Source organism: Streptomyces sp. NPDC058371, assembly GCF_042723265.1.
GTDB lineage: Bacteria > Actinomycetota > Actinomycetes > Streptomycetales > Streptomycetaceae > Streptomyces.
On the sequence record NZ_JBHXJC010000010.1, the window covers coordinates 246134 to 272652 of the forward strand.

At 72.2% G+C, this 26519-nt stretch carries 16 protein-coding genes; 10 read left to right on the plus strand and 6 right to left on the minus strand.

Going from position 1 to position 26519, the window contains the following annotated elements; all coding sequences use genetic code 11:
* Positions 1–57: 57 nt before the first annotated feature.
* Both ftsX and ftsE read right to left on the minus strand, forming a co-directional pair.
* Complete coding sequence (gene ftsX / locus ACFWM2_RS27320; RefSeq protein ID WP_383285215.1) at positions 58–975, minus strand: permease-like cell division protein FtsX; 918 nt, start codon at positions 973–975, stop codon at positions 58–60.
* 29 nt (positions 976–1004) lie between these two features.
* Complete coding sequence (gene ftsE / locus ACFWM2_RS27325; protein ID WP_383285218.1) at positions 1005–1694, minus strand: cell division ATP-binding protein FtsE; 690 nt, start codon at positions 1692–1694, stop codon at positions 1005–1007.
* A 274-nt stretch (positions 1695–1968) separates the two neighbouring features.
* On the opposite strand from ftsE, the gene ACFWM2_RS27330 reads away from it, so the two are divergent.
* Positions 1969–2151, plus strand: a complete 183-nt coding sequence (locus tag ACFWM2_RS27330; protein ID WP_383285221.1) for a hypothetical protein — start codon at positions 1969–1971, stop codon at positions 2149–2151.
* Between the two features lie 246 nt (positions 2152–2397).
* Here ACFWM2_RS27330 and ACFWM2_RS27335 read toward each other — a convergent pair whose 3' ends face one another.
* The 4 genes from ACFWM2_RS27335 to ACFWM2_RS27350 all read right to left on the minus strand — a co-directional run bounded on the left by ACFWM2_RS27335 (position 2398) and on the right by ACFWM2_RS27350 (position 7557).
* A complete protein-coding gene (locus ACFWM2_RS27335; protein ID WP_383285224.1) occupies positions 2398–3009 on the minus strand; it encodes a hypothetical protein in 612 nt (203 codons plus the stop codon).
* Positions 3010–3313: 304 nt separating this feature from the next.
* Complete coding sequence (prfB, locus tag ACFWM2_RS27340; protein ID WP_383285227.1) at positions 3314–4420, minus strand: peptide chain release factor 2; 1107 nt, start codon at positions 4418–4420, stop codon at positions 3314–3316.
* A 120-nt stretch (positions 4421–4540) separates the two neighbouring features.
* Positions 4541–5776 carry a serine/threonine-protein kinase gene (locus ACFWM2_RS27345; protein ID WP_383285230.1) on the minus strand — a complete coding sequence of 412 codons (1236 nt, stop codon included), beginning with the start codon at positions 5774–5776 and terminating at the stop codon, positions 4541–4543.
* Positions 5777–5892: 116 nt separating this feature from the next.
* Positions 5893–7557 carry a serine/threonine-protein kinase gene (locus tag ACFWM2_RS27350; RefSeq protein WP_383285233.1) on the minus strand — a complete coding sequence of 555 codons (1665 nt, stop codon included), beginning with the start codon at positions 7555–7557 and terminating at the stop codon, positions 5893–5895.
* A 455-nt stretch (positions 7558–8012) separates the two neighbouring features.
* On the opposite strand from ACFWM2_RS27350, the gene ACFWM2_RS27355 reads away from it, so the two are divergent.
* The 9 genes from ACFWM2_RS27355 to ACFWM2_RS27395 form a co-directional block, all read left to right on the plus strand.
* Entirely contained in the window at positions 8013–11636 is a 3624-nt protein-coding gene (locus ACFWM2_RS27355) for an FHA domain-containing protein (protein ID WP_383285367.1), read from the plus strand.
* Between the two features lie 710 nt (positions 11637–12346).
* Positions 12347–13798 carry an ABC transporter substrate-binding protein gene (locus ACFWM2_RS27360; protein WP_383285236.1) on the plus strand — a complete coding sequence of 484 codons (1452 nt, stop codon included), beginning with the start codon at positions 12347–12349 and terminating at the stop codon, positions 13796–13798.
* A gap of 7 nt (positions 13799–13805) precedes the next feature.
* Positions 13806–15149 carry a carbohydrate ABC transporter permease gene (locus ACFWM2_RS27365; protein ID WP_383285239.1) on the plus strand — a complete coding sequence of 448 codons (1344 nt, stop codon included), beginning with the start codon at positions 13806–13808 and terminating at the stop codon, positions 15147–15149.
* 88 nt (positions 15150–15237) lie between these two features.
* Positions 15238–16146, plus strand: coding sequence for a carbohydrate ABC transporter permease (locus ACFWM2_RS27370; protein ID WP_383285242.1), 909 nt, complete (start codon positions 15238–15240; stop codon positions 16144–16146).
* A gap of 173 nt (positions 16147–16319) precedes the next feature.
* Positions 16320–18590, plus strand: a complete 2271-nt coding sequence (locus ACFWM2_RS27375) for a CDP-glycerol glycerophosphotransferase family protein (RefSeq protein WP_383285245.1) — start codon at positions 16320–16322, stop codon at positions 18588–18590.
* Between the two features lie 123 nt (positions 18591–18713).
* Positions 18714–20918, plus strand: a complete 2205-nt coding sequence (locus tag ACFWM2_RS27380) for a CDP-glycerol glycerophosphotransferase family protein (RefSeq protein WP_383285248.1) — start codon at positions 18714–18716, stop codon at positions 20916–20918.
* A gap of 1 nt (position 20919) precedes the next feature.
* Positions 20920–23121, plus strand: coding sequence for a CDP-glycerol glycerophosphotransferase family protein (locus tag ACFWM2_RS27385; RefSeq protein WP_383285251.1), 2202 nt, complete (start codon positions 20920–20922; stop codon positions 23119–23121).
* Between the two features lie 182 nt (positions 23122–23303).
* A complete protein-coding gene (locus ACFWM2_RS27390) occupies positions 23304–24674 on the plus strand; it encodes a hypothetical protein (protein WP_383285370.1) in 1371 nt (456 codons plus the stop codon).
* Positions 24675–24815: 141 nt separating this feature from the next.
* The coding region (locus tag ACFWM2_RS27395) for a hypothetical protein (RefSeq protein ID WP_383285254.1) at positions 24816–26519 on the plus strand (1704 nt) is incomplete at its 3' end.

Here is a 26519-nt window from a genome sequence, read left to right on the forward strand (position 1 = left end):
CTAGGACAACGCAGGGGGCCGTACCGCCGGTTGGCAGTACGGCCCCATTGGCGTGTGTCACACCTTCAGGTACTTGCGCAACGCGAAGAACGCGGCCAACGCGGGCATCAGCAGACTCGTCGCGAGGATGAGCGGCAGCTTGGTGAGAACGGCGTCCCAGCCGATGAAGTTGATGAGATTCAGCTTCTCGGACAGCGCCAGACCGTGGTCGATGATGAAGTAGCGGGCGACCACCAGGAAGCCGCACGCCACACCGCCGCCGATGAGCCCGGCGACCGCGGCCTCCATGATGAACGGCGCCTGGATGTAGAAGCCGGAGGCGCCCACGAGCCGCATGATCCCGGTCTCACGGCGCCGGCTGAAGGCCGAGACGCGCACCGTGTTGACGATCAGCATCAGGGCGACGACCAGCATCATCGCCATCACCGCGCGCGCCGCCCAGTTCATGCCGTTGAGCAGCCCGAAGAGGTTGTCCAGGATGCCCTTCTGGTCCTGCACGGACTGCACACCGTCCCGGCCGTCGAAGGCGGTCGCGATGACCTGGTACTTCTCCGGGTCCTTCAGCTTGATGCGGTACGACTCCTGCATCTGGTCCGGCGTCAGCGAGCTGGCCAGCGGGGAGTCGCCGAACTGCTCCTTGTAGTGCTTGTACGCCTGGTCGGCCGACTCGTACGCGATCTTGTCGACGACGGACATCTTGCCGAGGTCGCTCTTGATCTGGTCCTTCTGCTCGGCGGTCACGGCCCCCTTGGCGCAGTTGGGGTCGGACTCGGCGTCGCTCTTGTTGCAGAGGAAGATCGAGACGTTGACCTTGTCGTACCAGTAGCCCTTCATCGTGCTCACCTGGTCGCTCATCAGGAGCGAACCGCCGAACAGGGCGAGCGAGAGGGCGACAGAGACGACGACCGCGAAGGTCATCGTCAGATTGCGACGGAGACCGACACCGATCTCCGACAGAACGAACTGGGCGCGCATGGCGTCTGCTCAAGCCTTTCCGTGGATCTTCAGTGCTGGTAGCCGTAGACGCCGCGCGCCTGGTCGCGGACGAGACGGCCCTGCTCCAGCTCGATGACGCGCTTGCGCATCTGGTCCACGATGTTCTGGTCGTGCGTCGCCATCACCACGGTGGTGCCCGTCCGGTTGATGCGGTCGAGCAGCTTCATGATGCCGACGGAGGTCTGCGGGTCGAGGTTTCCGGTCGGCTCGTCCGCGATGAGCAGCTTGGGCCGGTTGACGAAGGCCCGCGCGATCGCCACGCGCTGCTGCTCACCACCGGACAGCTCGCCCGGCATCCGGTCCTCCTTGCCGCCGAGCCCGACGAGGTCGAGCACCTGGGGCACGGACTTGCGGATCTCACCGCGGGACTTGCCGATGACCTCCTGGGCGAAGGCGACGTTCTCGCCGACCGTCTTGTTCGGCAGGAGCCGGAAGTCCTGGAACACGGTCCCCAGCTGGCGGCGCATGTGCGGCACCTTGAAGTTGGAGAGGCGGGCGAGGTCCTTGCCCAGCACGTGCACCTGACCGTGGCTGGCCCGCTCCTCGCGGAGCACAAGCCGCAGGAAGGTGGACTTTCCGGAGCCCGAGGACCCCACCAGGAACACGAACTCGCCGCGCTCGACCTCCAGGGAGACATCCCTGAGAGCGGGGCGGGTCTGCTTGGGGTAGAGCTTGGAGACGTTGTCGAATCGGATCACGGATGCACCACGGGTCGCCGGGGGTAGGTGAGCGTGACCATACGCGAACCGGGTGTGCCGGCGCAGTCGGCGTACGGGGTTGCGCGAGGCTTGCACGTTTTGTCACGGATCTGAAGGGGCATTGACGGGCAACTTCACGCCTCGATCGCGTCAGGACCGGGCAGGATAAGGCGAGCCGCGCCGAAATCCGTGGAACCTGGCACAGTGGAAGGGGAACGGTCGCGTTCCCCGCGGCGTTGTACACGCGGAGAGAAGGCGCAAGGAGGGCGAGCGCATGACGTACGACCGACTGGTGTGCGCGAACTGCGCGGCCCCCGTGAGCGAGGGCCGCTGCCGCGTCTGCCGCGCGAACCGGGAGCGGCTCCAGCAGGAGAGCCCCTTCTCGGGAATGAACCCGATGGCGCTGATCGCACTGCTCGCGGTCCTGATCGCGGCAGTGGCGCTGATGACCCGCTGACAGCCGGATCGGCCGGGGGCCTCCGAGGAGGTCCGCCGGCACACGAGACGCCACTGGGCGGCCGCACAGGGCCGCCGGACGGGCCTCCAGGGGGCGGAGCGGTTTCCCCGGCAATCGAGGGCGGTTTCCCCGGGATATGCGGAAGCGGTTTCCCAGGCAATAAGAGCAGGCATACGAGAAGGGCCCGGAGCGGATGCTCCGGGCCCTTCTCGTGCGTATGTCACGCGTACGTCATCGATGGAACCGTCAGGCGACGGCACCGCCACGGCCGCCCATGAGGCGCGGCAGCATCCGGAAGCCGATACCGCCGGCGATCATCGTCGCGGCGCCGATCAGCAGGAACGTGGTCTGGCCCGCACCGGTCTCGGCGAGTTCGCCGTCGCTGGTGCCCTGGGCCGAGGTGTCGGACGAGGTGTCCGAGCCGGTGTCGGTCAGCGAGGAGGAACCCTGACCCTGCTCGACGGGCTTGGAGCCGCCGTCGGGGTCGGTGTCGTTGCCGCCCGTGCCGCCACCGTTGCCGGAACCGTGGGTCGGCTCGGGGGTGGTCGGGTCCTCGGTCGGCTCGGTGGGCTCGTCGGTGGGCTCCGGCGGGTCCGACGGCTCGGTCGAGGTCGGCGGGTCGGAGGGCAGGTCCGTCGGGAGACCGGTGTCGGACGGCGTCGGCTCGTCCGACGGCCCGTCCACACCGATACCGACGTCCACGCCGTTATCGTCGGCGCTCGCGCCGACGCTCAGACCGCCCACGTTCACGCCGACGTCGAGAGCCGAAGCGGCACCCGCGGCCGTGAGCGAAGCACCGGCTGCGATCACTGCGCCGGCGGCTATCCGCGCCACGCGGATCCGCGTCTTCTTGGTCATCTGTCTGCTACCCCCAGTAGCTCATCGTCAATGGAGCAGCGCCCGGGGCCACGGCGTCACAGGAGACTTGCTCAAGTCCCCCGGTTCACATGCGCCCCGGATATACGCATGCCACGCGCCACCCTCCCCAGTTTTCAAAGCAACGTCAAGGTCGTTGCGTACGCGATGTCCGGATCAATGTCATTTGCCTGCCGTGCGGACATGTGACTGTGACGTAAAACCCAGACAACCCACACACAAAAGGCAACTGCCGTCCGAAGAGCGGCAGTTGCCTTGTCGACAAAACGCTGTCAGTGCGCGCCTTTTACTTCTCCTGCTGCTTGCGCCAGCGAATTCCGGCCTCGAGGAATCCGTCGATCTCGCCGCCGAACACGGCCTCCGGGTTACCGACTTCGTACTCGGTCCGCAGGTCCTTGACCATCTGGTACGGGTGCAGGACGTACGAACGCATCTGGTTTCCCCAGGAGTTGCCGCCGTCGCCCTTGAGGGCGTCCATCTTGGCCTGCTCCTCCCGGCGGCGCCGCTCCAGGAGCTTGGCCTGCAGAACGTTCATGGCCGAGGCCTTGTTCTGGATCTGCGACCGCTCGTTCTGACAGGAGACGACGATGCCGGTCGCCAGGTGGGTCAGCCGGACCGCGGAGTCGGTCGTGTTGACGCCCTGACCGCCGGGCCCGGAGGAGCGGTAGACGTCCACCCGGAGCTCGGACTCGTCGATCTCGATGTGGTCGGTCTGCTCGACGACGGGCAGGATCTCGACGCCGGCGAAGGAGGTCTGGCGGCGACCCTGGTTGTCGAAGGGCGAGATGCGCACCAGCCGGTGCGTCCCCTGCTCGACGGAGAGCGTCCCGTACGCGTACGGGACGTGGACGGCGAAGGTGGTGGACTTGATGCCCGCCTCTTCCGCGTACGAGGTCTCGTAGAGCTCCGTCTTGTATCCGTGCCGCTCCGCCCAGCGCAGATACATGCGCTGCAGCTTCTCGGCGAAGTCGGAGGCGTCGACGCCGCCGGCCTCGGCGCGGATGGTGACGACGGCCTCGCGGGAGTCGTACTCACCGGAGAGCAGGGTCCGGACCTCCATCTCGTCCAGCGCCTTCTTGACGGCGACGAGCTCGGTCTCCGCCTCGGCGCGGGTGTCCGGGTCGTCCTCCTCCTCGGCCATCTCGAAGAGCACGCTCAGGTCGTCGATCCGCCCGCGCAGCGCCTCGGCCTTCCTGACCTCCGCCTGGAGGTGGCTCAGCTTGCTGGTGATCTTCTGCGCCTCGTCCGGGTCGTCCCACAGGGACGGCGCGGCCGCCTGCTCCTCGAGCACGGCGACATCTGCCCTCAGCTTGTCGAGGTCGAGGACGGCCTCGATCGACTCCATGGTCGAGGAGAGGGACTTGAGCTCTTCGGATACATCGACGACTGCCACGCCTCCAGCGTAACGGCTACGGCAACCGGCACTCGCCCCTCGTCCCCGGGCCCGCTCATCGCGCCTGCGCGCTCGCCCTCGGAGGCCCCGGGGGCCGGTTCCCGGCCCCCGGGGGCCCGGTCACGGGGAGGCGGGCGCGGAGTGCTTCGGGTCCTGGGGCGTCGCCCCGGCGCCGTCGCCCGACGTGGCGATCCACGTCCCGACCCCCACCGCGGCGGCGAGAATCGTCCCCGCCACACCCAGAGTGATACGCCGCCGCCGAGCGGAGGCGCGGTGCCGGGCGGAGCCGGGACGCGGCGCCCCCGCGGCCCGCGGCGCCCGCGCCGTCCCGCGCGCACCCCCGGCCAGCTCGTCCGGCCCGGGCACCCGCATCGACGTGTGGGTGTCCCGGTTCGAGTCGGGCGCCGCCCCCGGCACCAGCGGCACCGCGCCGCGCCGCACCCGCTCCCGCGGGGCGACCGGCTCCGCCGTCTCCTCGTACGCGTCCTCCGCGGCCTCCGAGTCCGGCTCGTCGACGTCCAGCGGGGGCATTCCGGCGAGCAGAGGCAGCTGTTCCCGCAGCCGGGCGCCGAGCTCGGACGCGCGCAGCCGGGACGCGGGCGCCTTGGCCAGGCACTGCACGAGCAGCTGCCACAGCTCGTCCGGGATGCCGGGCAGGGGGACCACGGTCTCGGTGACGTGCCGGCGCAGCACCGCGCCCGGGTGGCCGCCGCCGAACGGCGTGAACCCGGCCAGCAGCTCGTAGAGGACCGTCGCCAGCGCGTAGATGTCGACGGCGGCCCGCGGCGGGAGGCCCTCGATGATCTCGGGAGCGAGGTAGTCCGGCGTGCCGATGATCTTCGTGGCCCGGGTCCGCCGCGGTGAGTCGATGAGCTTGGCCACGCCGAAGTCGGTGAGCAGCGCGGGGTGCGCGCCGCCCGGCCCGAGCGGGCCCTGCATGTCCAGCAGCACGTTCTCCGGCTTCACGTCCCGGTGGACGACGCCCGCGGCGTGCGCGGCCGCGAGTCCGTCGGCGACATCCGCGACGATGGCGGCCGCGGCCTCGGGTGCCAGCCGCCGCTCCCGGTCGAGCCGGGTCCGCAGGTCGGTACCGCGGACGAGGTCCATGACGAGCGCGAGGTCGTTGCCGTCCACGACGAGATCGCGCACCGAGACCACGTGCGGGTCGTCGAGCCCGAGCAGCGCGGTGCGCTCCTGGACGAAGCGCCCCACGAGCTCCTGGTCGGACGCGAGGTCCTCGCGCAGCAGCTTGATGGCGACGGGCCCTTCCGGCCCCTCGCCCAGCCACACCGTGCCGGCGCTGCCCCGCCCCAGGATCTGGTGCGCGGTGTACCGGCTGCCGATCTTCCGTGCCAAGACTGCTCCTACAGACGCGTGTTGTCGCTAAAACTACGCGCCACAGGAGCCAACCTTCACCGCGGAGACGGAAATCACCCGTCAGGTGTCGACAAATCCCCAGAGTCGTGCGGCTACTACTGGCCGGACTTCCCGTTCAGGTCCCCGATCCACCCGCTCACGGTGTGGTACCAGCTGTTGAGCTGCCCCCAGAAACTCTTGGTGGACCCGATCCAGTCCTGAAGGGGACTCAACTCCCAGACCAGCCACGCCGCCACGAACAGGATGACGATCGTGAACAGGCATCCCTTAAGGCATCCGAGCCCGGGGATCTTCATCGGGTTGGCGCTGCGCTGCCGCGGCTCACGCGCCTGCCGGGCGGGCTGCTGCGGCTGCTGCGGCGCGGGGGCGTAGCGCTGGGGCTGCTGCTGGGGCTGGGGGGCGTACCGCTGCGGCTGCTGGTGCTGCGGCGCGTACTGCTGGGGCTGCTGCTGCGGATAGCCGTAACCGGGCTGCTGCCCCTGCGGCCGCTGCTGCTGCGGGCGCTGCTGCGGCCGGGCGACCTGCCGCTGCGGGCGGCGGCGCAGCGGGTCCTCGTTCGGGTCGACATACGACTGGACCTGCGTCTGTTCGTTGCGGTCGCGGGCCGCACGCAGCTGGTTCTGCCAGGGGTGCGGGTCCTCCGCCTGGCCGGGCTGCCCGCTCGGCACCGGCGGCATGACGGCGGTCGGATCGGCCGCGCCGCGGTGCGGGAGTACGGAGGTGGGGTCGGCGTCGCCCGAGATCCCCGGCAGATAACTGGTGGCGGCGTTCGGGTCGTACCCGCCCGCGCCGTGCGGCAGCACCTGCGTGGGGTCGGCCGCGCCGGCCATGCCCGGCACCGTCGCCGGGGTCGGGTCCGGCACGAGCAGCGCGGCGACACCCTCGGCGGCGGCGATCTGCGCGGCGTTCGCGTGCACGCCGACGCCCGCGGCGACCGTACGCAGCCCGCGCGCGAGGTTCTCCGCGCTGGGCCGTTCGTCCGGGTTCTTGCGCAGGCAGCGCTCGATGACGGTCCACAGCGGGTCCGGGACCGTCGAGGGACGGCGCGGCTCGGCGCTCAGGTGCTGGTGCAGCACCTCCAGGGCCGATCCGCCGGCGAACGGCGGGCGCCCGGTGATCAGTTCGTACAGCAGGATTCCGGCGCCGTAGATGTCGACGGCGGACGTCTGCGGGCGCCCCTCCGCGGACTCGGGGGCGACGTACGCGGGCGTGCCGACGAACTCGTGCGTGCGCGTGAGGCCCGGGGAATCGGCGAGCCGGGCGATGCCGAAGTCCGTCAGCATCGGGTGCATCTGGCCGCCGTCCTGCTTGAGCAGGACGTTCGCGGGCTTCAGGTCGCGGTGCACGACGCCGTCGGCGTGACTGGCGGCGAGCGCGTCGGCGACCTGAGCGGTGAGCAGGGCTGCGGCGACGGGCGAGAAGGGCCCGTTCTCCCGGAGGTAGCGGTGCAGGTCCGGGCCGTCGACGAGGTCCATGACCAGCGCCAGCAGTTCGCCCTCGACGACGAGGTCGCGCACCCGGACGATGTTCGGGTGGGTCAGGCGCAGCAGCACGGACCGCTCCCGCAGGAACCGCATCACGATGTCCGCGTCGCTCGCGAGCTCTTCCTTGAGGACCTTGATCGCCACGGTCTCGCCGGGCTGGCCCGCCACGGCGGCCTCCGCCCCCGCGGTCTCCCGCTGGCGGGCGCGCCAGACGGTGCCTGTGGCGCCGCGTCCCAGCGGCTCCTCAAGGAGGTACTTGCTCCCTACCGGCCGCACGTCATGCGCTCCCTGCTGATTGCTCGCCTGGTCCGTCGACCACTGTCCACCGCTACGGGTGTTTCCGACCCACTGTAGTGCCGAGGAACGCGGGACCGGCTGTCGTCCTCCTGAGCTCCCCGTGCTGGCCTCGCCGCTTCTCATGGGCCACTACGTACGCGCTGCCGTACGTGTTCGATGAAAAGACGCTCGCTGTCGACCGTTGGTTGCCGAACGGTGGACGTGACCGATCTCAAGCGGACACCGGTCGGCCACTGGTCAGGCACTTTTGGGGGCAGAGCCGACCAATCAAGATCACTTGAGGGTAGGGGCCGGGCGTGTTGTCAGTGGCAGGTGCGAGGATGCCCCCAGTACTGGCCGACGTGCCCGTGTGCGGTGGGGGAGTCTGCGGTGGGGACCGCAGCGCAGCCTCGTCCACGTCCCGGGCGCCCGCGCGGAAGGGACCCCTGACGGCGATGCAGATCCGGCTGACCGTCGTAGACCCGCTGGGCCCGCTCTCGGAGCCGCGGGGGCGCGCCGCCGCCTGCGATGTGCTGGTCACCGCGCCCGCCGGTACGGCGCTGGCCGCGGTGGCGTCCGGACTGGCCTCGGCGGTCGCCGGCGGCGACGGACCCGTGGTGCTGTACGCGGATTCCGAGCGGCTCGACGCCCAGCGCTGCACCCTGGGCGAGCCTCCCCTGACGGACGGCGCCGTGCTGTCCCTGGGCGCCCCCGCGGAGCCCGGCCCGGACGAGGCGGACGTCACCGCCCAGCTCCAGGTGATCGCGGGCCCGGACGCGGGCGGTGTCCATCTGCTGCACGGCGGCCGGGTCCACATCGGCCGCTCCGCCGACGCGGACGTCCCGCTGGACGACCCCGACGTCTCCCGGCTGCACTGCGCGGTGACGGTGGAGCCCGACGGCCGCGTCGCGGTGGCCGACCTCGGCTCGACGAACGGCACGACACTGGACGGCACCCGCGTGAGCGACCGCCCGGTCCGGTTCGCTCCCGGGGCGCTGCTGCGAGTGGGTGAGTCCGCCCTGCGGCTGGCCCCGCCCGTGGGCGTGCAGGCCGTGCCGACGGCGCCCGACGGCGAAGGACATGTACGAGTGACCGGCGAGGGCGGCCCGGCGGCCGCCGCGGACACCCCCGCCGCCCCCAGGGCCTCGGAGTCGTCGGGGAGTACGGCATCACCTCGCGGAGCGCCGGCCCCCTCGGGCTCCCCGGGGGCCAGGACGGCGGCCGTGCCCCACGCGCGCGTGGGCGGCACCGCCGAGATCCCGGCCATGGGGACCCCCGCCGGGCCGAGCACCGGTGATCAGGGCTTTCCGCCCGTCTCCGGCGGAGACACGCATCACGGCTACGGATCGGCGGGCTGGGGGGCCGCCGGGGGCCTGCCCGGCGCACAGGACCACGCCCCCGGCGCCCCGTCCGCGACGCCGGCCGTCGTCCCGGAGCAGGGCCGCGCGCCCGGCATCGAGAGCAGGCGGACCGACACCTCCGGGGCGGACCGACCGGCCGTACCCGAGCACAGTGCGTCCCCGGGCGGGCCCGATGCCGTCCGCCGCGCGCCGGAAGGCGAAGGACTGGCAACCGACACCCCGAGCGTTCCCGGTGCGGATCCGGGGACGGGCACCCGTAAGGGCACACCCACGCGCGGCACCGATGTGCCACCGGGGGTGCGCAGGCGCGGCGGGTTCACGGCCTGGGCGCGCCGGCTGGCCGGGAGCCGCGGCGAGTCGGAGGGGACCGGGCAGGAGGCGTACGAGCAGCGGGAGTCCGCCGCGGCACGTCCTTCGACCACGCAGGCGCAGCAGCCGGAGACCTGGCCGGACGCCGCGACGCTGCTCCTCACGGCGCTCGGACCGGGCCCGCGGCTGTGGGAGCGCGGGCCGGGCCACCCGGAGGCGCTCACCGTCCGGCTCGGGACGGCCGACCGGCCGGCGCCCGACGGTTCGGGCCTGCTGCCCGCGGTGCCGGTGACGACCGGACTGCGGGAGGTCGGCGCGCTGGGCCTGGCCGGCCCCCGGTCCCGGCTGACGGGACTGGCCCGCGCGGTCGTCGCGCAGCTCGCCGCCCTGCACTCCCCCGACACCCTGGAAATCGTCCTGATCAGCACGGACCGCGCGCGTTCGGTGGAGGAGCGCACGGCCGAGTGGTCCTGGCTCGGCTGGCTCCCCCATGTCCGCCCCACCCACGGCCAGGACTGCCGCCTCCTCCTCGCCTACGACCGCGACCAGGCCACGGCGCGCGCGGACGAACTCCTGCGCCGTCTGGAGGACCACCTGACGGAGGCGGCGCGCTCGGGATCACCCGCCCGTTCGGCGTCCCCCGCCGACAGCGTCCGCGGTGGCGCCCGGCGGCCCTCGTGGGCGCGGGACGACGACCCGGCCGACGAGAACTCTCCGGGGCCGTACACCGTCCTCGTGGTGGACGGCGATCCCGGCGGTGCCGGGGTGCGCGACGCGGTGGTGCGGCTGGCCCGCGAGGGCGCGGCGGCCGGGATCCACGTGGTGAGCCTCGCCGAGACGGCGGCGGCCTCACCCGCGTCACCGGTGACGGAGACCTACGAGGCGGCGTGCGAGGTCGCGCCCGGTTTCCGGGAGTGCGGGGCGGTCGCGCTGCTCAGCGGTGACGTGGCCACGGCCCTGCGGCTGCTGCGGGTGGCCCGGGACCCGTCCGAGCCCGCCGGCCCGGCGGACACCTTCGGCACAGTGCCGGCCCCGCGCAGCGGATCCCCGGAGGTCGGCACGGTCGCCTCTCCCCAGGGAACCGCAGTGCCCGACGGCCCCGACGACCGGGGCGAATCCCCGCAGAGGCCGGCCGGCGGCCCCGTGGGACACGGGACGGTCGCCGCGGTGGACGCGGTGTCGACGGCGTGGGCCGAACGGTTCGCGCGGGCGCTGGCACCGTTGCGCACGGACGGCACCGGGGACCGGCACACGCGCGTGTCCGCTCCGCTGCCCCAATCGGCCCGGCTGCTGGACGAGTTGGGGCTCGCCCGGGCCACCCCGGCGTCACTGATGGCGCGTTGGGCCGACGCGGCCGACGACGCGGAGACCCTGGGCGGGCGGGCCCGGGCGGTGCTCGGTGCGGGACCGCGCGGTCCGGTCTGCGTGGACCTCGCCGCGGAGGGCCCGCATCTGCTGGTCGAGGGTCCGTCGGGCAGCGGTCGTACGGAGCTGCTGCGGTCGCTCGCCGCCTCGCTCGCCGCGGCGGAGCGCCCCGACCGGCTCGGGATCGTCCTCATAGACGGGCGGGACCACACCGGAGACAAGGGCGGCGGCCCGGCCGACGGCCTCGGTGCCTGTACGGACCTGCCGCACGTCACGACATACCTCACCGCCAACGAGCCGGTACGGATGCGGGAGTTCGCCCAGTCGTTGAGCGCCGAGCTGAAGCGGCGGGCCGAGCTGCTCGGCCGGCTGGACTTCGCCGAGTGGCACACCACCCGTGAGGTGTCCGGCCGGATGGTCGCCCCGCGCGCGGCAACCGGCTCGTCCCCCACCGGGGATCTCGACGCTCCCACCAGCTCGACGCTCCGGCTGCGCCCCGCGGCGACCCGGGAGCGTGCGGAGGCGGGGCCGCCGCTGGCCCGGCTCGTGGTGGTGGTCGACGACCTGGACGCGTTGCTGGCACCCGCGTTGGGGTCGCCGGGGCGGCCTTCCGCGGGTTCGGTCGTACGGGCCTTGGAGGCCGTGGCCCGGGAGGGTGAGCGGCTCGGGGTGCACCTGGTGGCGGCGGCCACCGTGGCCGGGCGCGCGGCGGAGACGGAGCTGGCTCGCTCGGCTGCGCTGCGGGTGACATTGGACGCGGTGACGCCGGGGCCGGACGAACCGGCGCCGGGGCGGGGGCGGTTGACCGACTCCGAGGGCCGTGTCACGCCCTTCCAGGGCGGCCGGGTCACGGGGCGCATCCCCCGTACCGCTACGCAGCGGCCCACCGTCGTTCCTCTTGAGTGGCAGCGCATGGGGGATCCGCCGACCCGTCGTCCCGTCCGCGAGCTCGGCAACGGCCCGACCGACCTGGCCCTTCTCGCCAGCGCCCTCGACCGAGCGGCCCGCTCGGTCTCCGCCACGAAAACCCCATCCCTCCTGTAACCCCGACCCCCGAGGGAGCCCACTCCCCCACCTCCACGGGCACCCACCGCCGGTGCCGGCGTAGGGGCGGGTCGGCGAGCCCGGCGCCTACGGGCTGCCGCTGCGCCCGCCCTCCCCCACTCTCGGCTCCGCTCGAGCGAGGGACCCCCATCACCCGCGCGGCACGCATGCCCGCAGCTAACGCGGCTCCGCCGCCCGCGGGGCGCCCGCTGCCCCGCAGCGATGACGCTTGGCCGCCGCTCGCAGGCGCCGCTGCCCCCGCAGCGGGCACGGTCGCCGCAACGCAAGACGGCGGCCCGCCAAGGGCCCGCAACCCCCACGCACCCGCAGTCGCCGACGCACCGAAGGGGCCGTGCCGGTACATCAAATGCCCGTCGTCATGCGTCAGGGTGGACGACAGAGCACCCCCAGAAAACAGCACAGCCGGTAGGGCGACGGGCGGATGTAGCGGCACGGCCCCGACCCACCCACCACCGGACGGCGAACCACCCACCGCCCCAAGGCGAACCCCGCACCGCCCCAAAGCGAACCCCGAACAAGGCGCCCCCGCCAGCGAAAGGCGCCCACGCCGGCACCCGCACGTCACGACGCGGTCACGATCGCTCACTTGACACCGCAGGCGCTCTTGCCGCCCCCAAGCACCCGGGCGTAGACCAGACCGCACGGGACACCGCTCGGACGTTCGACGAGGAACGAAGAACGGGGCACAGATGCGCACTCGCAGCACTCGCAGGACCGGCAGAACTCGCACCGGCAGCACCCTCCGTGCAAGCGGCACCCTCCGTGCAAGCGGCACCCTGCGTACAGGCAGGTCGACAGGACCCGCACGAGCCGTAGCCGCGGCGCTCACCGCCGGCACCCTCGCGCTCGCCCTCACCGCATGCGGCGGCGACGGCAAGGACACCAACGGCGGCAAGGACAAGGAGAGCGGCGGCACAACCGTCACGCTCCCGAAGCTGAACGGCGAGAGCCTGGAGGTCGCCGCCGTATGGACCGGCCCCGAACAGGCCAACTTCAAGAAAGTGCTCACCGAGTTCGAGAAGCGCACCGGCGCCAAGGTCACCTTCGTACCGGCCCAGGACCCGATCATCAACTTCCTGGGATCGAAGATCGCGGGCGGTGAGCCGCCGGACATCGCGATGCTCCCCCAGGTCGGCGCCATCAAGCAGGCTGTCGACAAGAAGTGGGCCAAGCCCGTCGGGACGGCGGCCCAGGAGCAGCTGACGAAGAACTACTCCCAGGGCTGGCAGGACCTCGGCAAGATCGACGGCAAGCAGTACGGCGTCTACTACAAGGCCGCCAACAAGTCCCTGATCTGGTACAACACGAAGGTCTTCGAGAACGCGGGCGCGAGCGAGCCCAAGACCTGGAAGGACCTCCTCAGCACCGCCCAGACGATCTACGACTCGGGCGTGACGCCCGTCTCCGTCGGCGGCGCGGACGGCTGGACCCTCACCGACTGGTTCGAGAACATCTACCTCTCCCAGGCGGGCCCGGAGAAGTACGACCAGCTCGCCCAGCACAAGATCAAGTGGACGGACCCGTCCGTGAAGGACGCGCTGACCACGCTGGCCCAGCTGTGGGGCAAGAAGGACTACATCGCCGGCGGCGCGGACGGCGCACTGCAGACGGAGTTCCCGGCGTCGGTGACGCAGACGTTCACGGGCGGCGACCAGCCGAAGGCGGGCATGGTCTTCGAGGGCGACTTCGCGCAGGTCAACATCACGGAGACGAAGGCCAAGGTGGGCACGGACGCGAAGGTGTTCCCGTTCCCGGCGGTCGGCGACCAGGCACCCGTCGTCAGCGGCGGCGACGCGGCCGTCATCCTGAAGGACTCGAAGGCGGCGCAGGCACTGGCGACGTTCCTCGCCTCGCCCGACGCGGCGACCATCCAGGCCAAACTGGGCGGTTATCTCTCCCCGAACAAGAACGTCGACTCGGCGGCGTACCCGAACGCGGTGCAGCGCAAGATGGCGCAGGCGCTGATCTCCGCCGGCGACGACTTCCGTTTCGACATGTCGGACCAGGCCCCGCAGGCCTTCGGCGGGACACCGGGGAAGGGCGAGTGGAAGGCGCTCCAGGACTTCCTGAAGAACCCGAAGGACGTCGCGGGTACGCAGGCGCAACTGGAGTCGGACGCCGCCAAGGCGTACAAGGGCTGATCCGGCGATGACGTCGGCAACGGCGGGAGGAGTCACCCCGACTCCTCCCGCGGGGCGCACTCGCAAGAGCGTGACCGGCACCCGCAGGACCGTGGCAGTGCTGTTTCTGCTGCCCGCCCTGGTGCTGCTCGGCGCGCTCGTGGTCTACCCGATCGGGTACTCGCTGATCCGCAGCTTCTTCAACCAGACCGGTGACGGATTCGCCGGAGTCGACAACTACAAGGCCCTGTTCACGGACGACGGCATCCGCACCGCCTTGAAGAACAACGTGATCTGGGTGGTGTTCGCGCCGACGATCTCGACGGCACTGGGTCTGGTCTTCGCGGTGCTCACCGAACGGATCCGCTGGGGCACCGCGTTCAAGCTGGTCATCTTCATGCCGATGGCGATCTCGATGCTCGCGGCGGGCATCATCTTCCGGCTGGTGTACGACCAGGACCCGGAGAAGGGGGTCGCCAACGCGGTCTGGGTGGGGGTGCACGACACCTTTGCCGAGTCGTCCGCGTTCCCGAAGGCGCACCCCGGGCGGGAGTCGCCGCTGCAAGCCGACAACGGCGGTTTCCTCACCAAGCAGACGGTGCGTGCGGGCGAACCCGTCACGCTCCCGCTCGTCGGTGTCGCCCCCGACCAGCTGCCCGGCAATGCGAAGAAGGCCGTGGCGGCCACGTCCGAGCCGGGCAAGGTCACCGGCACGGCCTGGCAGGACTTCACCCGCGGCAAGGGCGTCGGCAAGCTCAACGGCGTCGACGGCTCGGAGGTCGGCTACGCGGGCATGAAGGTCGAGGCCGTCAAGGACGGCAAGGTCGTGGACTCCACGAAGGTCCGCGACGACGGCACCTTCACGCTGTCCGACAAGGCGGACGGCGCCCGGCTCAGGCTGCCGGCGGGCAACTTCCGCGAGCCGTACAACGGTGTGAACTGGCTGGGCCCGTCCCTGGTCACCCCGGCCGTGATCGGCTCGTACGTCTGGATGTGGGCGGGCTTCGCGATGGTGCTCATCGCGGCGGGGCTCGCGAGTGTGCCGCGTGAACTCATGGAAGCGGCCCGGGTGGACGGCGCCAGCGAGTGGCAGGTGTTCCGCAGGGTCACGGTGCCGCTGCTGGCGCCGGTCCTCGCGGTCGTCGCCGTCACGCTGATGATCAACGTGCTGAAGGTCTTCGACCTGGTCTTCATCATCCCGCCGGGCTCGTCCCAGGACGACGCGAACGTGCTGGCCCTGGAGCTGTACCGCAAGGGCTTCGCGGAGGACCAGCCGGGCGTCGCGAGCGCGATCGCCGTGTTCCTGCTGCTCCTGGTCATCCCGGTGATGCTGTTCAACGTGCGTCGACTGCGGCGGGAGGTACGGCGATGACGAAACGCCCGACTTTCGGCCGGGGGTCCGGGGGTCGTCCCCCGGGAAGGCACAGCAACGTGCGTCGACTGCGGCGGGAGGTACGGCGATGACGACAGACGCCGGGCGCCTTACGAAGGCGGCGCCCCTCACGGTGGTGAAGCCGAAGCAGTCGCTGGGTTCCCGCCTGGCGGGCCGGGTCGGCGGCGGCATTCTGCGCCTCTTCCTCGTCCTGGTCGGCCTGTTCTGGCTGGTGCCGACCCTCGGTCTGCTGCTGTCATCGCTGCGCAAGCCCGAGGACATGAGCGCGAACGGCTGGTGGAACGTCCTCAGCGAGCCGTCACAGCTGACGGTGGACAGCTACCAGAAGCTCCTGGAGAACAGCGACATCACCGGCTCGCTGGTGAACACGGTGCTGATCACGGTGCCGGCGACGGTCCTGGTGGTGGTGATCGGCTCGCTCGCGGGCTACGCCTTCGCCTGGATGGAGTTCCCCGGCCGCGACTGGTGGTTCCTGGGCGTGGTCAGCCTGCTGGTCGTGCCCGTGCAGGTGGCGCTGATCCCGATCGCCGAGCTCTTCGGCAAGCTCGGCCTGTTCGGGACGATTTTCGGGGTGATCCTCTTCCACGTGGGCTTCGGCCTGCCCTTCGCGGTGTTCCTGCTGCGGAACTTCTTCGCGGAGATCCCGCGGGAGCTGCTGGAGGCGGCCCGGCTGGACGGCGCGGGTGAACTGCGCCTGTTCGTACGGGTCGTGATGCCGCTCGGCGGCCCGGCGATCGCCTCACTGGGGATCTTCCAGTTCCTGTGGGTGTGGAACGACATGCTGGTCGCGCTGGTGTTCTCCAATTCGGGCAGCCAGCCGATCACGGTCGCGCTGCAGACCCAGGTACGCCAGTTCGGCAACAACATCGACGTGCTGGCTCCTGGCGCCTTCATCTCGATGGTGATCCCGATGGCCGTGTTCTTCGCGTTCCAGCGGCAGTTCGTGTCGGGTGTGATGGCGGGCGCGGTGAAGTAGCGCGTACGCGAGGGCACTTGAGGGGCGGGCCGGCACCGGCTCGCCCCTCGGTGTCGTGACGGGGCCGATGGTCCTCGTGCACCCGGCGTCCCCCGGATGCCGCATCTGGCGTAACCAGGTCACCCCTTCGGCCGTTCCCGGGCAGTATGCCCGCGCCGACCCATGGATGTCCCTTGCCCAGGTTCAGTGTCATCGTCCCCGCGTACAAGGTTCAGGCGTACCTGCACGAGTGCCTGGAATCGGTGCTGGAACAGTCCTGCCCGGACCTCGAACTGATCGCGGTCGACGACTGCTCTCCCGACGCATGTGGCGCGGTCATCGACGAGTTCGCGGCGCGCGACACCCGCGTCCGTGCGGTGCACCTGCCCGAGAACGTGGGCCTGGGACGCGCCCGAAACGCCGGCCTGGAGTGCGCGAGCGGCGACTATCTGATCTTCCTGGACGGTGACGACAGCCTCACCCCGGACGCGCTGCGGTCGATCGCCGACCGGCTGAAGGAGACCGCCGAACCGGACGTCCTGGTCTACGACTACGCCCGCACGTACTGGTCGGGCGAGGCCGTCCGCAACCAGCAGGCGGCCCGGCTGACCGAGCAGGGCCCGGCGCCCTTCCGCCTCGACGACCGCCCCGGCCTGCTCAACGTGCTGATGGTCGTCTGGAACAAGGCGTACCGCCGGGAGTTCGTCGAACGCGCGGGCTTCACCTTCCCGCCCGGCTACTACGAGGACACGCCCTGGACGTATCCGGTGCTGATGTCCGCCGAGACGATCGCCACCCTCGACCGGGTCTGCGTCCACTACCGCCAGCGGCGCCGGGGCAGCATCCTCGGCACGACCAGCCGTAAGCACTTCGACGTCTTCGAGCAGTACGACCGGGTCTTCGGGTATCTCGACGCGCACCCGGAGCTGGCGCGGTGGCGGCCGGTCCTGTTCCGCCGCATGGTCGACCACCTGGCCACGGTGTTCACCCGGCGCGGCCGTCTGCCGCGCGGTTCCCGCCCCGAGTTCCTGCGCAAGGCCCGGTCCCACTACGCCCGTTACCGCACCCCGGGTGCCCCGGTCCGGGCCGGCCTGCGGTTCCGGCACGCGCTCGTCCGGCTCGGCAGTCACCGTACGTACCGCCTGCTCTCCCTGGCGTCCCGGCTGCGGCGACGGGGCGCGCGGCTCGCGACCGCCGCCCTGGACCGGACGCGGGGCGCGGCGCTCCGGCTGCACTACCGCGTCCAGCTCCGGCTGCCGCTCGCCGACCGTGCCGTCTTCTCCAGCCACCGCGGCAGCGGTTACGGCTGCAACCCGGGCGCCCTGGAGTCCGCGTTCCGCACCCTGGCCCCGCAGCTGCGCACCACCTGGGTCGCGCATCCCGAGCACCACCACACCGTCCCGGCGGCGACCCGGCGCGTACGGCCGGGGTCGGCCGCGTACTGGACCGCGCTGGCCCGCTCCAGATATCTGGTCGGCAACACCGACTTCGAGCACCGCCTGGTCAAGCGGCGCGGCCAGACGCTGATCCAGACCCAGCACGGCACTCCGCTCAAGCGCATGGGCCTCGATCTCCAGGACCGACCGGCGGCCGCTCGCGGCACGGACTTCGTCCGGCTGCTGCGCTCGGTCGACACCTGGGACTACTGCCTGTCCGCCAACCGCCACTCCACCCTCGTCTGGGAGCGCGTCTTCCCCTCCGGATACACGACTCTGGAGTACGGCCAGCCGCGCAACGACGTGTTCCAGCAGGCGACTTCGGCGGACGTGGCCCGGCTGCGCGCGTCCCTCGGCATCCCCGAGCAGGCGGTCGCCGTCCTGTACGCGCCGACGTACCGCGACTACCGGCACAGTCAGCGCCACCCCCTCGACCTGGAGCGCGTGCTGCGCCAACTCGGCCCGCGGTTCGTGCTGTTGACCCGCGCCCACCCCTCGTACAGCGCCCCGCTCGCGCAGGCCTCGGGCGGCCGGCTGATCGACGTGTCCGGTCATCCGAGCGTCGAGTCCCTCTGTCTGGCCTCGGACGCGCTGGTCACCGACTACTCGTCCCTGATGTTCGACTACGCCAACCTCGACCGGCCGATCGTGATCCACGCGGACGACTGGGAGGCGTACGAGGCGGCGCGCGGCACCTACTTCGACCTGCGTTCGTTCCCGCCGGGCGCGATCGCGCGCAGCGAGGACGAGCTGATCGACATCTTCGCGACCGGCCACTGGCGCGGCTCGCGCTCGGCACAGCTGCGGGCCGCGTTCCGCGAACGCTTCTGCCCGTACGACGACGGCCGCGCCGCCGAGCGCGTCGTCCGCCACGCCGTCCTGGGCGAGAGCGCCGGGCTGCCGCCGGTGACACCGCTCGCCGCACGCCACCCGGTGCCCTCGGCCGCGGCCGGCCGCCCGGCGCCACCCCTCGCGTCCGTGCCGCCGCCCGGCACGGCGGTCCCCGTCCCGGCCCCCGACAGCCTCTGAACCGGAGGACCCATGCCCGCCGGTTCGTCGCGGCCCACGCCCACCCGGCCCGTCACCTGGAGGCCGGCCGGGCGCCCCGGGCGCTGAACCGCCGGCCCGACGTCTCCCGAGAGAAAGAGCAGAATGCCCCGCTTCAGCATCGTCGTCCCCACCCATGCGGTCGCCGGACGCCTGTCCCAGGCGCTGGATTCGGTCCTCGGCCAGTCCTTCGGCGACTTCGAGCTGATCCCCGTCTGCGACGCGCCGGACTCACCGGCGGGTACCGTCGCCGCCGCGTACGCCGAGCGGGACAGCCGGGTCGCCCCGGTCCAGTCCCCGTCGTCCGCCGGTCTCGGCGAGGCGCGCAACACGGGGGCGGGGGCGGCCACCGGTGCGTATCTGCTCTTCCTGGACGGCGACGACGTGCTGACTCCGGGCGCGCTGGGAGCCCTGGACGCCCGGCTCCAGGAGCTCGGGGAGGACGTGGACGTCCTGTACTTCGAGCACGAGCGGGTCCACTGGTGGGACGTGGAGACGAGCACGCCCCCGCTGCTCGGGACGCCCGGGGGCGTCTTCACCCCCGAGCAGGCGCCCCGGCTCACCGGTGTCGCGCTGCCCGCGTGGAGCGCGGCCTACCGCCGTGACTTCCTCGCCGAGCACCGGCTCGCCTTCCCCCCGCGGCACTTCACGGACGTCGGCTGGGGCGGCCTGGTCACCCTCACCGCCCGGCGGGTGGCCGTGCTGCGGACGGTCGTCGTACGGCACCTGCTGCGCCGGCAGGGCAGCCGGCTCAACGCGCCGGGTGAGCATCAGCTCGATCTCCTCGACCAAGTGGAGCTGGTGCTCATCCGGGCCGTTGAACAGGGGCTGCCCGCCGAGCGGGTCAGGCCGCTGTTCGGCCAGCTGTTCACCGTGGTGCTGAAGACGGCGGCGCACCCCGAGCGGCTGCCCGCGCGGCGGCGGCGGACCTTCTTCCGCCGGGCGGGCGCGCTCTACCGCCGGCACCGCCCGGCCGGCTACCGGCCCCCGCCCGGCAGTCTCGGCGTGCAGCACCGGCTGCTGGCGGCCGGCGCGTACAGCGCGTTCCGGGCGCTGCGCGGCGCCAACCGGGCCGCGGCGAAGGCGGCCGTGCGGGTGCCACGGCCGCGAATGCTGCGCACCCGTGCGCTGTACGCGGCGAATCTGCGGCGCGCGCTGGACGAGAACCTCGCGGTGTACTGCGCCTACTGGGGGCGCGGCTACGCCTGCAACCCGGCCGCGATCCACGCCAAGGCCGGCGAACTCGCCCCGCACATCCGCTCGGTGTTCCTGGTCGAGCCGGAGGCGGTGCCCGAGCTGCCGCCGGGCCTGGACTACGCGGTGCTGGGCAGCCACCGCTCCTGGGAGGTGCTGGCCCGCGCCAAGTACCTGATCAACAACGCCAATTTCGCGGACGCGGTCGTCAAGCGCCCCGGGAGCGTGCATGTGCAGACGCAGCACGGCACCCCGCTGAAGAAGATGGGCGTCGACCAGTCGACGTATCCGGTGGTGGCCGCGGCGACCGGCAGCTTCGCCAAGCTGCTGACCCGCGTGGACCGCTGGGACTACAACCTCTCGGCCAACCGGCACTCCACCCAGATGTGGGAACGGGCCTTCCCGGGCGCGTACGAGGCCCTCGAGTACGGCTACCCGCGCAACGACGTCTACTACACGGCGACCGCCGACGACGTGGCCCGCGTCCGGCGCTCCCTCGGCGTCCCCGACGGCGTCAAGGCCCTGCTGTACGCGCCGACGCACCGCGACTACAGCACCGGCTTCGACGCGCGGCTCGATCTGGAGGCGTTCTGCGAGGCCGCCGGCGAGGACTTCGTCGTCCTGCTGCGGGCCCACTACTTCTACGACGAGGGCGCGGCCAGGAGCGGCGGCGGCCGGATCATCGACGTGACGCGGCACCGCTCCTCCGAGGACGTCTGCCTGGCCGCCGACGCGCTGATCACCGACTACTCGTCGATCATGTTCGACTACGCCAACCTCGACCGCCCGATCGTCGTGTACGCCGACGACTGGGACGTCTACCAGGAGACGCGCGGCAGCTACTTCGACCTGATGGAGGCCCCGCCGGGCCCGGTGGCCCGCACCCCCGACGAGCTGGCGCGGGTCTTCCGCGACGGCTCCTACGCGGGCCCCGACTCGGCGGCGCTGCGGGCCCGGTTCCGGGAGCGGTTCTGCCAGTTCGACGACGGGCGGGCCGCCGAACGGGTCGTCCGCAGAGTGCTGTTGGGCGAGCCGCCGGAGGCGATTCCGCCGGTGCTGCCCCTGGCCGAGCGCGTTCCGGCCCCCGCCGCGTCCACCCTCGTCGTAAGGAGCTGACGTGCCCCGCTTCAGCGTCATCGTCCCCGTCTTCAAGGTGCAGGGCTTTCTGCGCGAGTGCCTCGACTCGGTCCTGGAGCAGTCGTATCCGGATCTCGAGGTGATCGCCGTCGACGACTGCTCGCCGGACGGCTGCGGGGCGATCCTCGACGAGTACGCGGCCCGTGACCCGCGGGTGAAGGTGCTGCACCTCCCGCAGAACGTGGGGCTCGGACGGGCCCGGAACGCCGGGATGCCGCACGCCTCCGGGGACTTCCTGCTCTTCCTCGACAGCGACGACACGCTCACGCCCGGCGCCCTGCGCGCGATGGCCGACCGGCTCGACGAGACCGCCGACCCGGACGTGCTGGTCTTCGACTACGCGCGCACGTACTGGTGGGGCGGCACCCGCAGGAACGTCCTCGCGCATGTGCTGGCCGAGGCGGGTGACGGCACCTTCACGGCTGCCCAACACCCGGAAATCCTTGAGCTGTTGATGGTGGTGTGGAACAAGGTCTACCGCCGTGACTTCGTCGAGCGGCACGGCTTCGCGTTCCCGCCCGGCTACTACGAGGACACGCCCTGGACGTTCCCGGTGCTGCTCAGCGCCGGGCGGATCGCCACCCTCGACCGGATCTGCCTCGCCTACCGGCAGCGCCGCCAGGGCAACATCCTGTCCACGACCAGCCGCAAGCACTTCGACGTCCACGAGCAGTACGAGCGGGTCTTCGCGTTCGTCGACGCCCACCCGGAGCTGTCGGACTGGCGCCCCTATCTGCACCGCAAGATGGGCGAGCACTGTCTGGACATCCTCGCCAAGCCGGACCGGCTGCCCGAGTCGGACAAGGGCGAGTTCTTCCGGCGTACGGCCGCCCTGTTCCGCACGCACGGCAGCGGGCCCGTGCCCGCCGAACTCCGGGTCCTGCAGGGCGGTTACGCCCGCTACGTGGTCCGGCAGCACGCCGCCCGGATCGGCAGGGCGCTCGACGAGCGCGGGCAGCGGGTGCGCGCGGCGGCCACCGAACGGATCAGGGGCGGCTGGTCCGCCGTGCAGGAACACCGGCCGCTGGACCCGGACCTGGCGGTCTACTCGGCGTTCTCGCACCGCGGGGTGCTCGGCGATCCGGCGGCCGTGCACCGGGCGGCCCGCGAACTCGCCCCGCACATCCGCGCGGTGTGGGTGGTGCGGGAGGACCAGGTGCCCCTGCTGCCGCCCGGCATCGAGCACGTCACGCCCGACTCGCTGCGCTACCGGCAGATCACCGCCCGGGCCACGTACTTCGTCAACAACGTCAACTGGCCCGGCACCCTGGTCAAGCGCCCCGGCAGCGTCCACGTCCACACCCACCAGGGCACCCCGCTCAAGCACATGGCGGCCGACCTGCTCGACAAACCCGGCGCCCGGCACGGCTTCGACGTGCCGCAGATGCTGCGCCGCGCCGACCGCTGGGACTACAGCCTGGTCGCCAACCGCCACTCGGAGCTGGTCTGGGACCGGGCCTACCCCTGCCACTTCACCTCGCTGCGCACCGGCAGCCCGCGCAATGACGTCCTCGTGCGGGCGACCCCCGACGCCGGCGCCGCGGTCCGCGCGCGGCTGGGCATCCCGGACGGCCACACGGTGGTGCTGTACGCGCCGACGCGCCGCGACTACATCAGGGGCGGCCATGTCGACCGCATCGATCTGGCCCGTTTCGCCGACGATCTGGGCGAGGGCCACACCCTCGTCGTACGGCTGCATCCGTCGCTCGCGGACGGGCCGGCGCGCGGTCTCGGCCTCGCCGAGCTGCACCGGCGCGGGGTCCTGGTCGACGCGACGGACGAGCCGCACGTCGAGGAGCTGATGCTCGCCTCCGACGCGCTGGTCACCGACTACTCGGCCCTGATGTTCGACTACGCCAACCTCGACCGGCCGATCGTGATCCACGCCGACGACTGGGGTGCGTACGCGGCGAGCCGGGGCGCCTACTTCGACATCACGGCCGACGCCCCCGGCCATGTGGCGTCCTGCTACCGGGAGTTGGCGTGGCTGTTCGCGTCCGGGGCCTGGCGGGACACGGAGTCGGCGCAGCTGCGGGCCGGGTTCCGGGCGCGGTTCTGCGAGTTCGACGACGGCCGGGCGGCGGAGCGGGTGGTCCGCACGCTGATGCTGGGCGAGCGGGACACCCCGGTCCCGGTCCGGGTGCCCGCGCCCGCGGGCCACGACGTCCGCGTGTCGTCGTGAGGCCCCGCGAGGGGGCTGTCCCCGAAGAGCGGTCCGCGCGCCGGGCGACTGCCGGAGGCTGGTCCGCGCTCCGGGCGCGGTACGGCGAGTGGTCCGCGCTCCGGGCCCGGGACGGCGGGTGGGGCGCGCTGCGGGCGTGGTGGTGTGGCGGGGCGGCCGGCGGTGGCCGGCCGGCGCTGTGGATGCGGCCCCGGACCTGGGTGGTCCTGCTCGCGGCCGTCTTCGCGGTGCTCCAGCTCGCCAACACCACCGGCCGGGACACCCCCGACACCAAGAACTACCTCTCGTACGCGCTGAGCCTGCGCGGTGACAGCAAGCAGACGGCGGCCGCGACGACCATCAACTACGTGTGCGCAGGCAAGGCGTCCATCGCGCGCCGCAACCAGAGCGTCGACGTGGTCCGCTTCCACGCCCCGAGCCCCACCCGGCGGGTCACCGAGCAGTGCCGGCGCGACCAGTGGTGGCAGGTGGACCGGCGGATGCGGGCCGGGCAGACGTCCGGCCGCACCGTGCCGTTCATGCCCGCCCGCTTCATGCGGATCTTCGAGGTGCGCCCCGGGTACCCGGCGCTGCTGGTGCCGTTCATCACGGTGCTCGGCGTGAAGTGGGGCCTGTGGATGTCGGGCGTCGTCATCACGGTCGCCGGAGGTGTACTCGCCTTCCTCGTCCTGCGCACGCTGCGTGCCCCCACCGTGGTGGCCCTGACCGGGCAGGTCCTGTTCTACGTCCTGCCGTGCGGCGCGACCGCCATGCGCCCCATGACCGAGGGCCTGCTGATGACGCTGACGCTGGCGGCGCTCTGGGGATGCGCGTTGGCACTGGAGGACCGCGAGCGTGCCGGGGCGGGCGCCGGTGCCGCGCTGGTCGGCGGCTCCCTGTTCCTGCTCTTCACGGTGAAGCACTCGCAGGCGCTGTTCCTCGGGCTGTGCCTGGCGGGTGCGTGCGCGCTGATCGCGGTACGGCGCCGGGCACCGGTTCTGCCGACGGAGGCGGCCACGGGTCCCTGGCGGGCGCTCGGACCCGCCTCACGGCTGGTCAGGCGTTCGTGGGAGGGGCTCGACCGCCCCCTGCGGGCGGTCGCGGCGGTCGCCGGCGGCGCCGCCGTGGCCACGGTCCTGCTGGCGAAGGCGCTGCACTACCCCTCCGAGTCCGAGAGCCTGCAGGATCTGCTCACCGACCACTTCGGCCGGCCCGACCGCACCCGGCTGTGGCCGGAGTTCCTCCACCTGGAGGTCAACTTCTGGGTGGAGTGGCTGCGCCGTCAGCTGTGGGAGCCGCTGTTCGTGACCGCGCTGGCCGCGGGTGCGTGGGGCGTGCTCCGGCAGCGTCTGGGCTTCGGCTGCTTCCTGCTCGCGGCCGCGTTCACCGGCATCCTCAACCAGGCCGGGCACCCCGACATCAACATCTACGGCGACCGCCTGATCGTGCTGGCGTGGCTGCTGCCGGTGCTGGGGCTGCCCCTGCTGCTGGAGCAGTTCGTACGCCCCCGGACCGACGCCACGGGGACGACGGTCCCGGGCCCGCTGCGCAAGGACGCCACCATCACGCGCTGAGGGCCCTGCCGCCCTTGCCGAGGCAGCCGTACAGCCGTCCCCCGATGAGGTGAACAACCGCTAGGCCGTTGACCCCGACGGGAATATACGGCAAATGCCCCGAACCGCTCAGTCCTTTCCGCCCTGCCCCGCCCGCGTCCGGTGAGCGCCGACCTCCTCGTCCGGCGGGCGGCGCGCGGTGCGACGGCGCTGCGCGGCGGCGCGGCCTGGCGTCCGACGCCCTATCAGCTCTTCGGCGGTCTCTTCTGGCTGGTGATGTCGCTCGCGTACTGGCGCGTCCCGATGTGCTGCGACTTCGGCCAGCACGCGGCGGTCGTCGAGCGGCTCAAGGCGAATCTTCTCCACCCGCTCCACCCGATGGCGGACCTGCCGGGCGCGGGCAGTCCGTACTACTCGCCGTACGCCGTCACCCAGGGCGCCTTCGCACGGCTGACCGGTCTCCCGGGCTGGGAGGTCGTCCGGCTCTCCGCACCGCTGAACCTGCTGGTGCTGCTGACGGGGATCGGTCGCTTCGTGCGGGTCCTGGCACCCCGCCGCCCCTGGGCACCCGTACTCGCCCTGCTCGCGATGGCGCTGCTCTGGGGCACCGAACGGGCCTGGTGGAGCGGCTATCTCGGGCTGATGTCGATGACCGGGAACCTCGGCTATCCGTCGACGTTCGCCATCGGTCTGACCTTCTGGGCCTGGGCGCTGACCGGGACGCGGGCCGCCGGACTCGGCGGCCCCGTGCGCTACGTCGGCCCGAGCGGTCTGCGGAGCTTCTCCGGATACGCGGGCCTCGGCGCCCTGTACGGACTGATCCTGCTCGTTCATCCCATCACCTCCATCGCGGCCGCGCTCGGCGCGCTGGCCGTCGTCGCGGGGTGGCAGCGCGGATGGCGGGGGGCGGTCGTGGGCAGGTGGGCGCTGGCGGGCGGGAGCGCCCTGCTGGTGGCCGTCTGCTGGCCGTACTTCGACGTCTTCGCACTGACCGGCGACACCAGCGTGGACGCCATGCACCAGCGGCTCTACGAGGGGATGCCCAGGCACTTCTGGCTGGCGCTGATCGGGTTGCCGGCACTGTGGGTGCGGGCCCGGCGGGCAGCGCGCCGGTACGGCGCCTGGTGGCGCGACCCGCTGGTGCTGATGTTCACGCTGGAGTACTTGGCGGTGGCGTACGGCTGGGTCAGCGGGCACTACACGTACGGCAGGATCCTGGGGCTGACGCTGGTGCCGCTCCAGTTCGCGACGGCGGTGGAGCTGGCCGCGCCGCGCCCGTGGCCGGCCTGGCGGCGCGCGCTCGGAGTGGTGGCGGCCGTCGGAGCCTGCGTCGGCTTCCTCACCGTCCAGGCCGGGGCGGTCGTACCGCGCTCGCTCGACCCGGTCGGCTTCGACCAGCCGCCGCGCTGGCCCACGTACGAGTGGGCGGCGCGGCACATCGGGCCGGGCGAGGTCGTCATCACCGACGGGTACCACGCGGTCCACTCCATCGCCGGGTACGGCCCGAACCTCGCGGCGCCCGCCTGGCCCGACCCCGCCCTCGACGAGCGGGAACGGCAGCGGCGGCTCTCTGCGGTCCGCGCCTACCTGGCTCCGGACTCGACCCTCGCCGAACGCACCGCCGTCGCCCGCCGCTACCACGTGCGCTGGCTGCTGCTGACCCGCTGGGCCCGGGTGCCGGGCGAGGCGGTCGTGGTGGCGTGGAGCAGGACGACGGGCGAAGTGCTGGCGCGGATCAACGACGGCGGGGCCCCGCGGAGGGTCCCCACTTGGGGGCCGTTCTCCGGCCAAAACCACAAAAAACCCCCCAAAAGGGTGCGGGGGGCTCCCCCCCCCCACCCACCCCCCCCCCCCAAAACTCCCCCC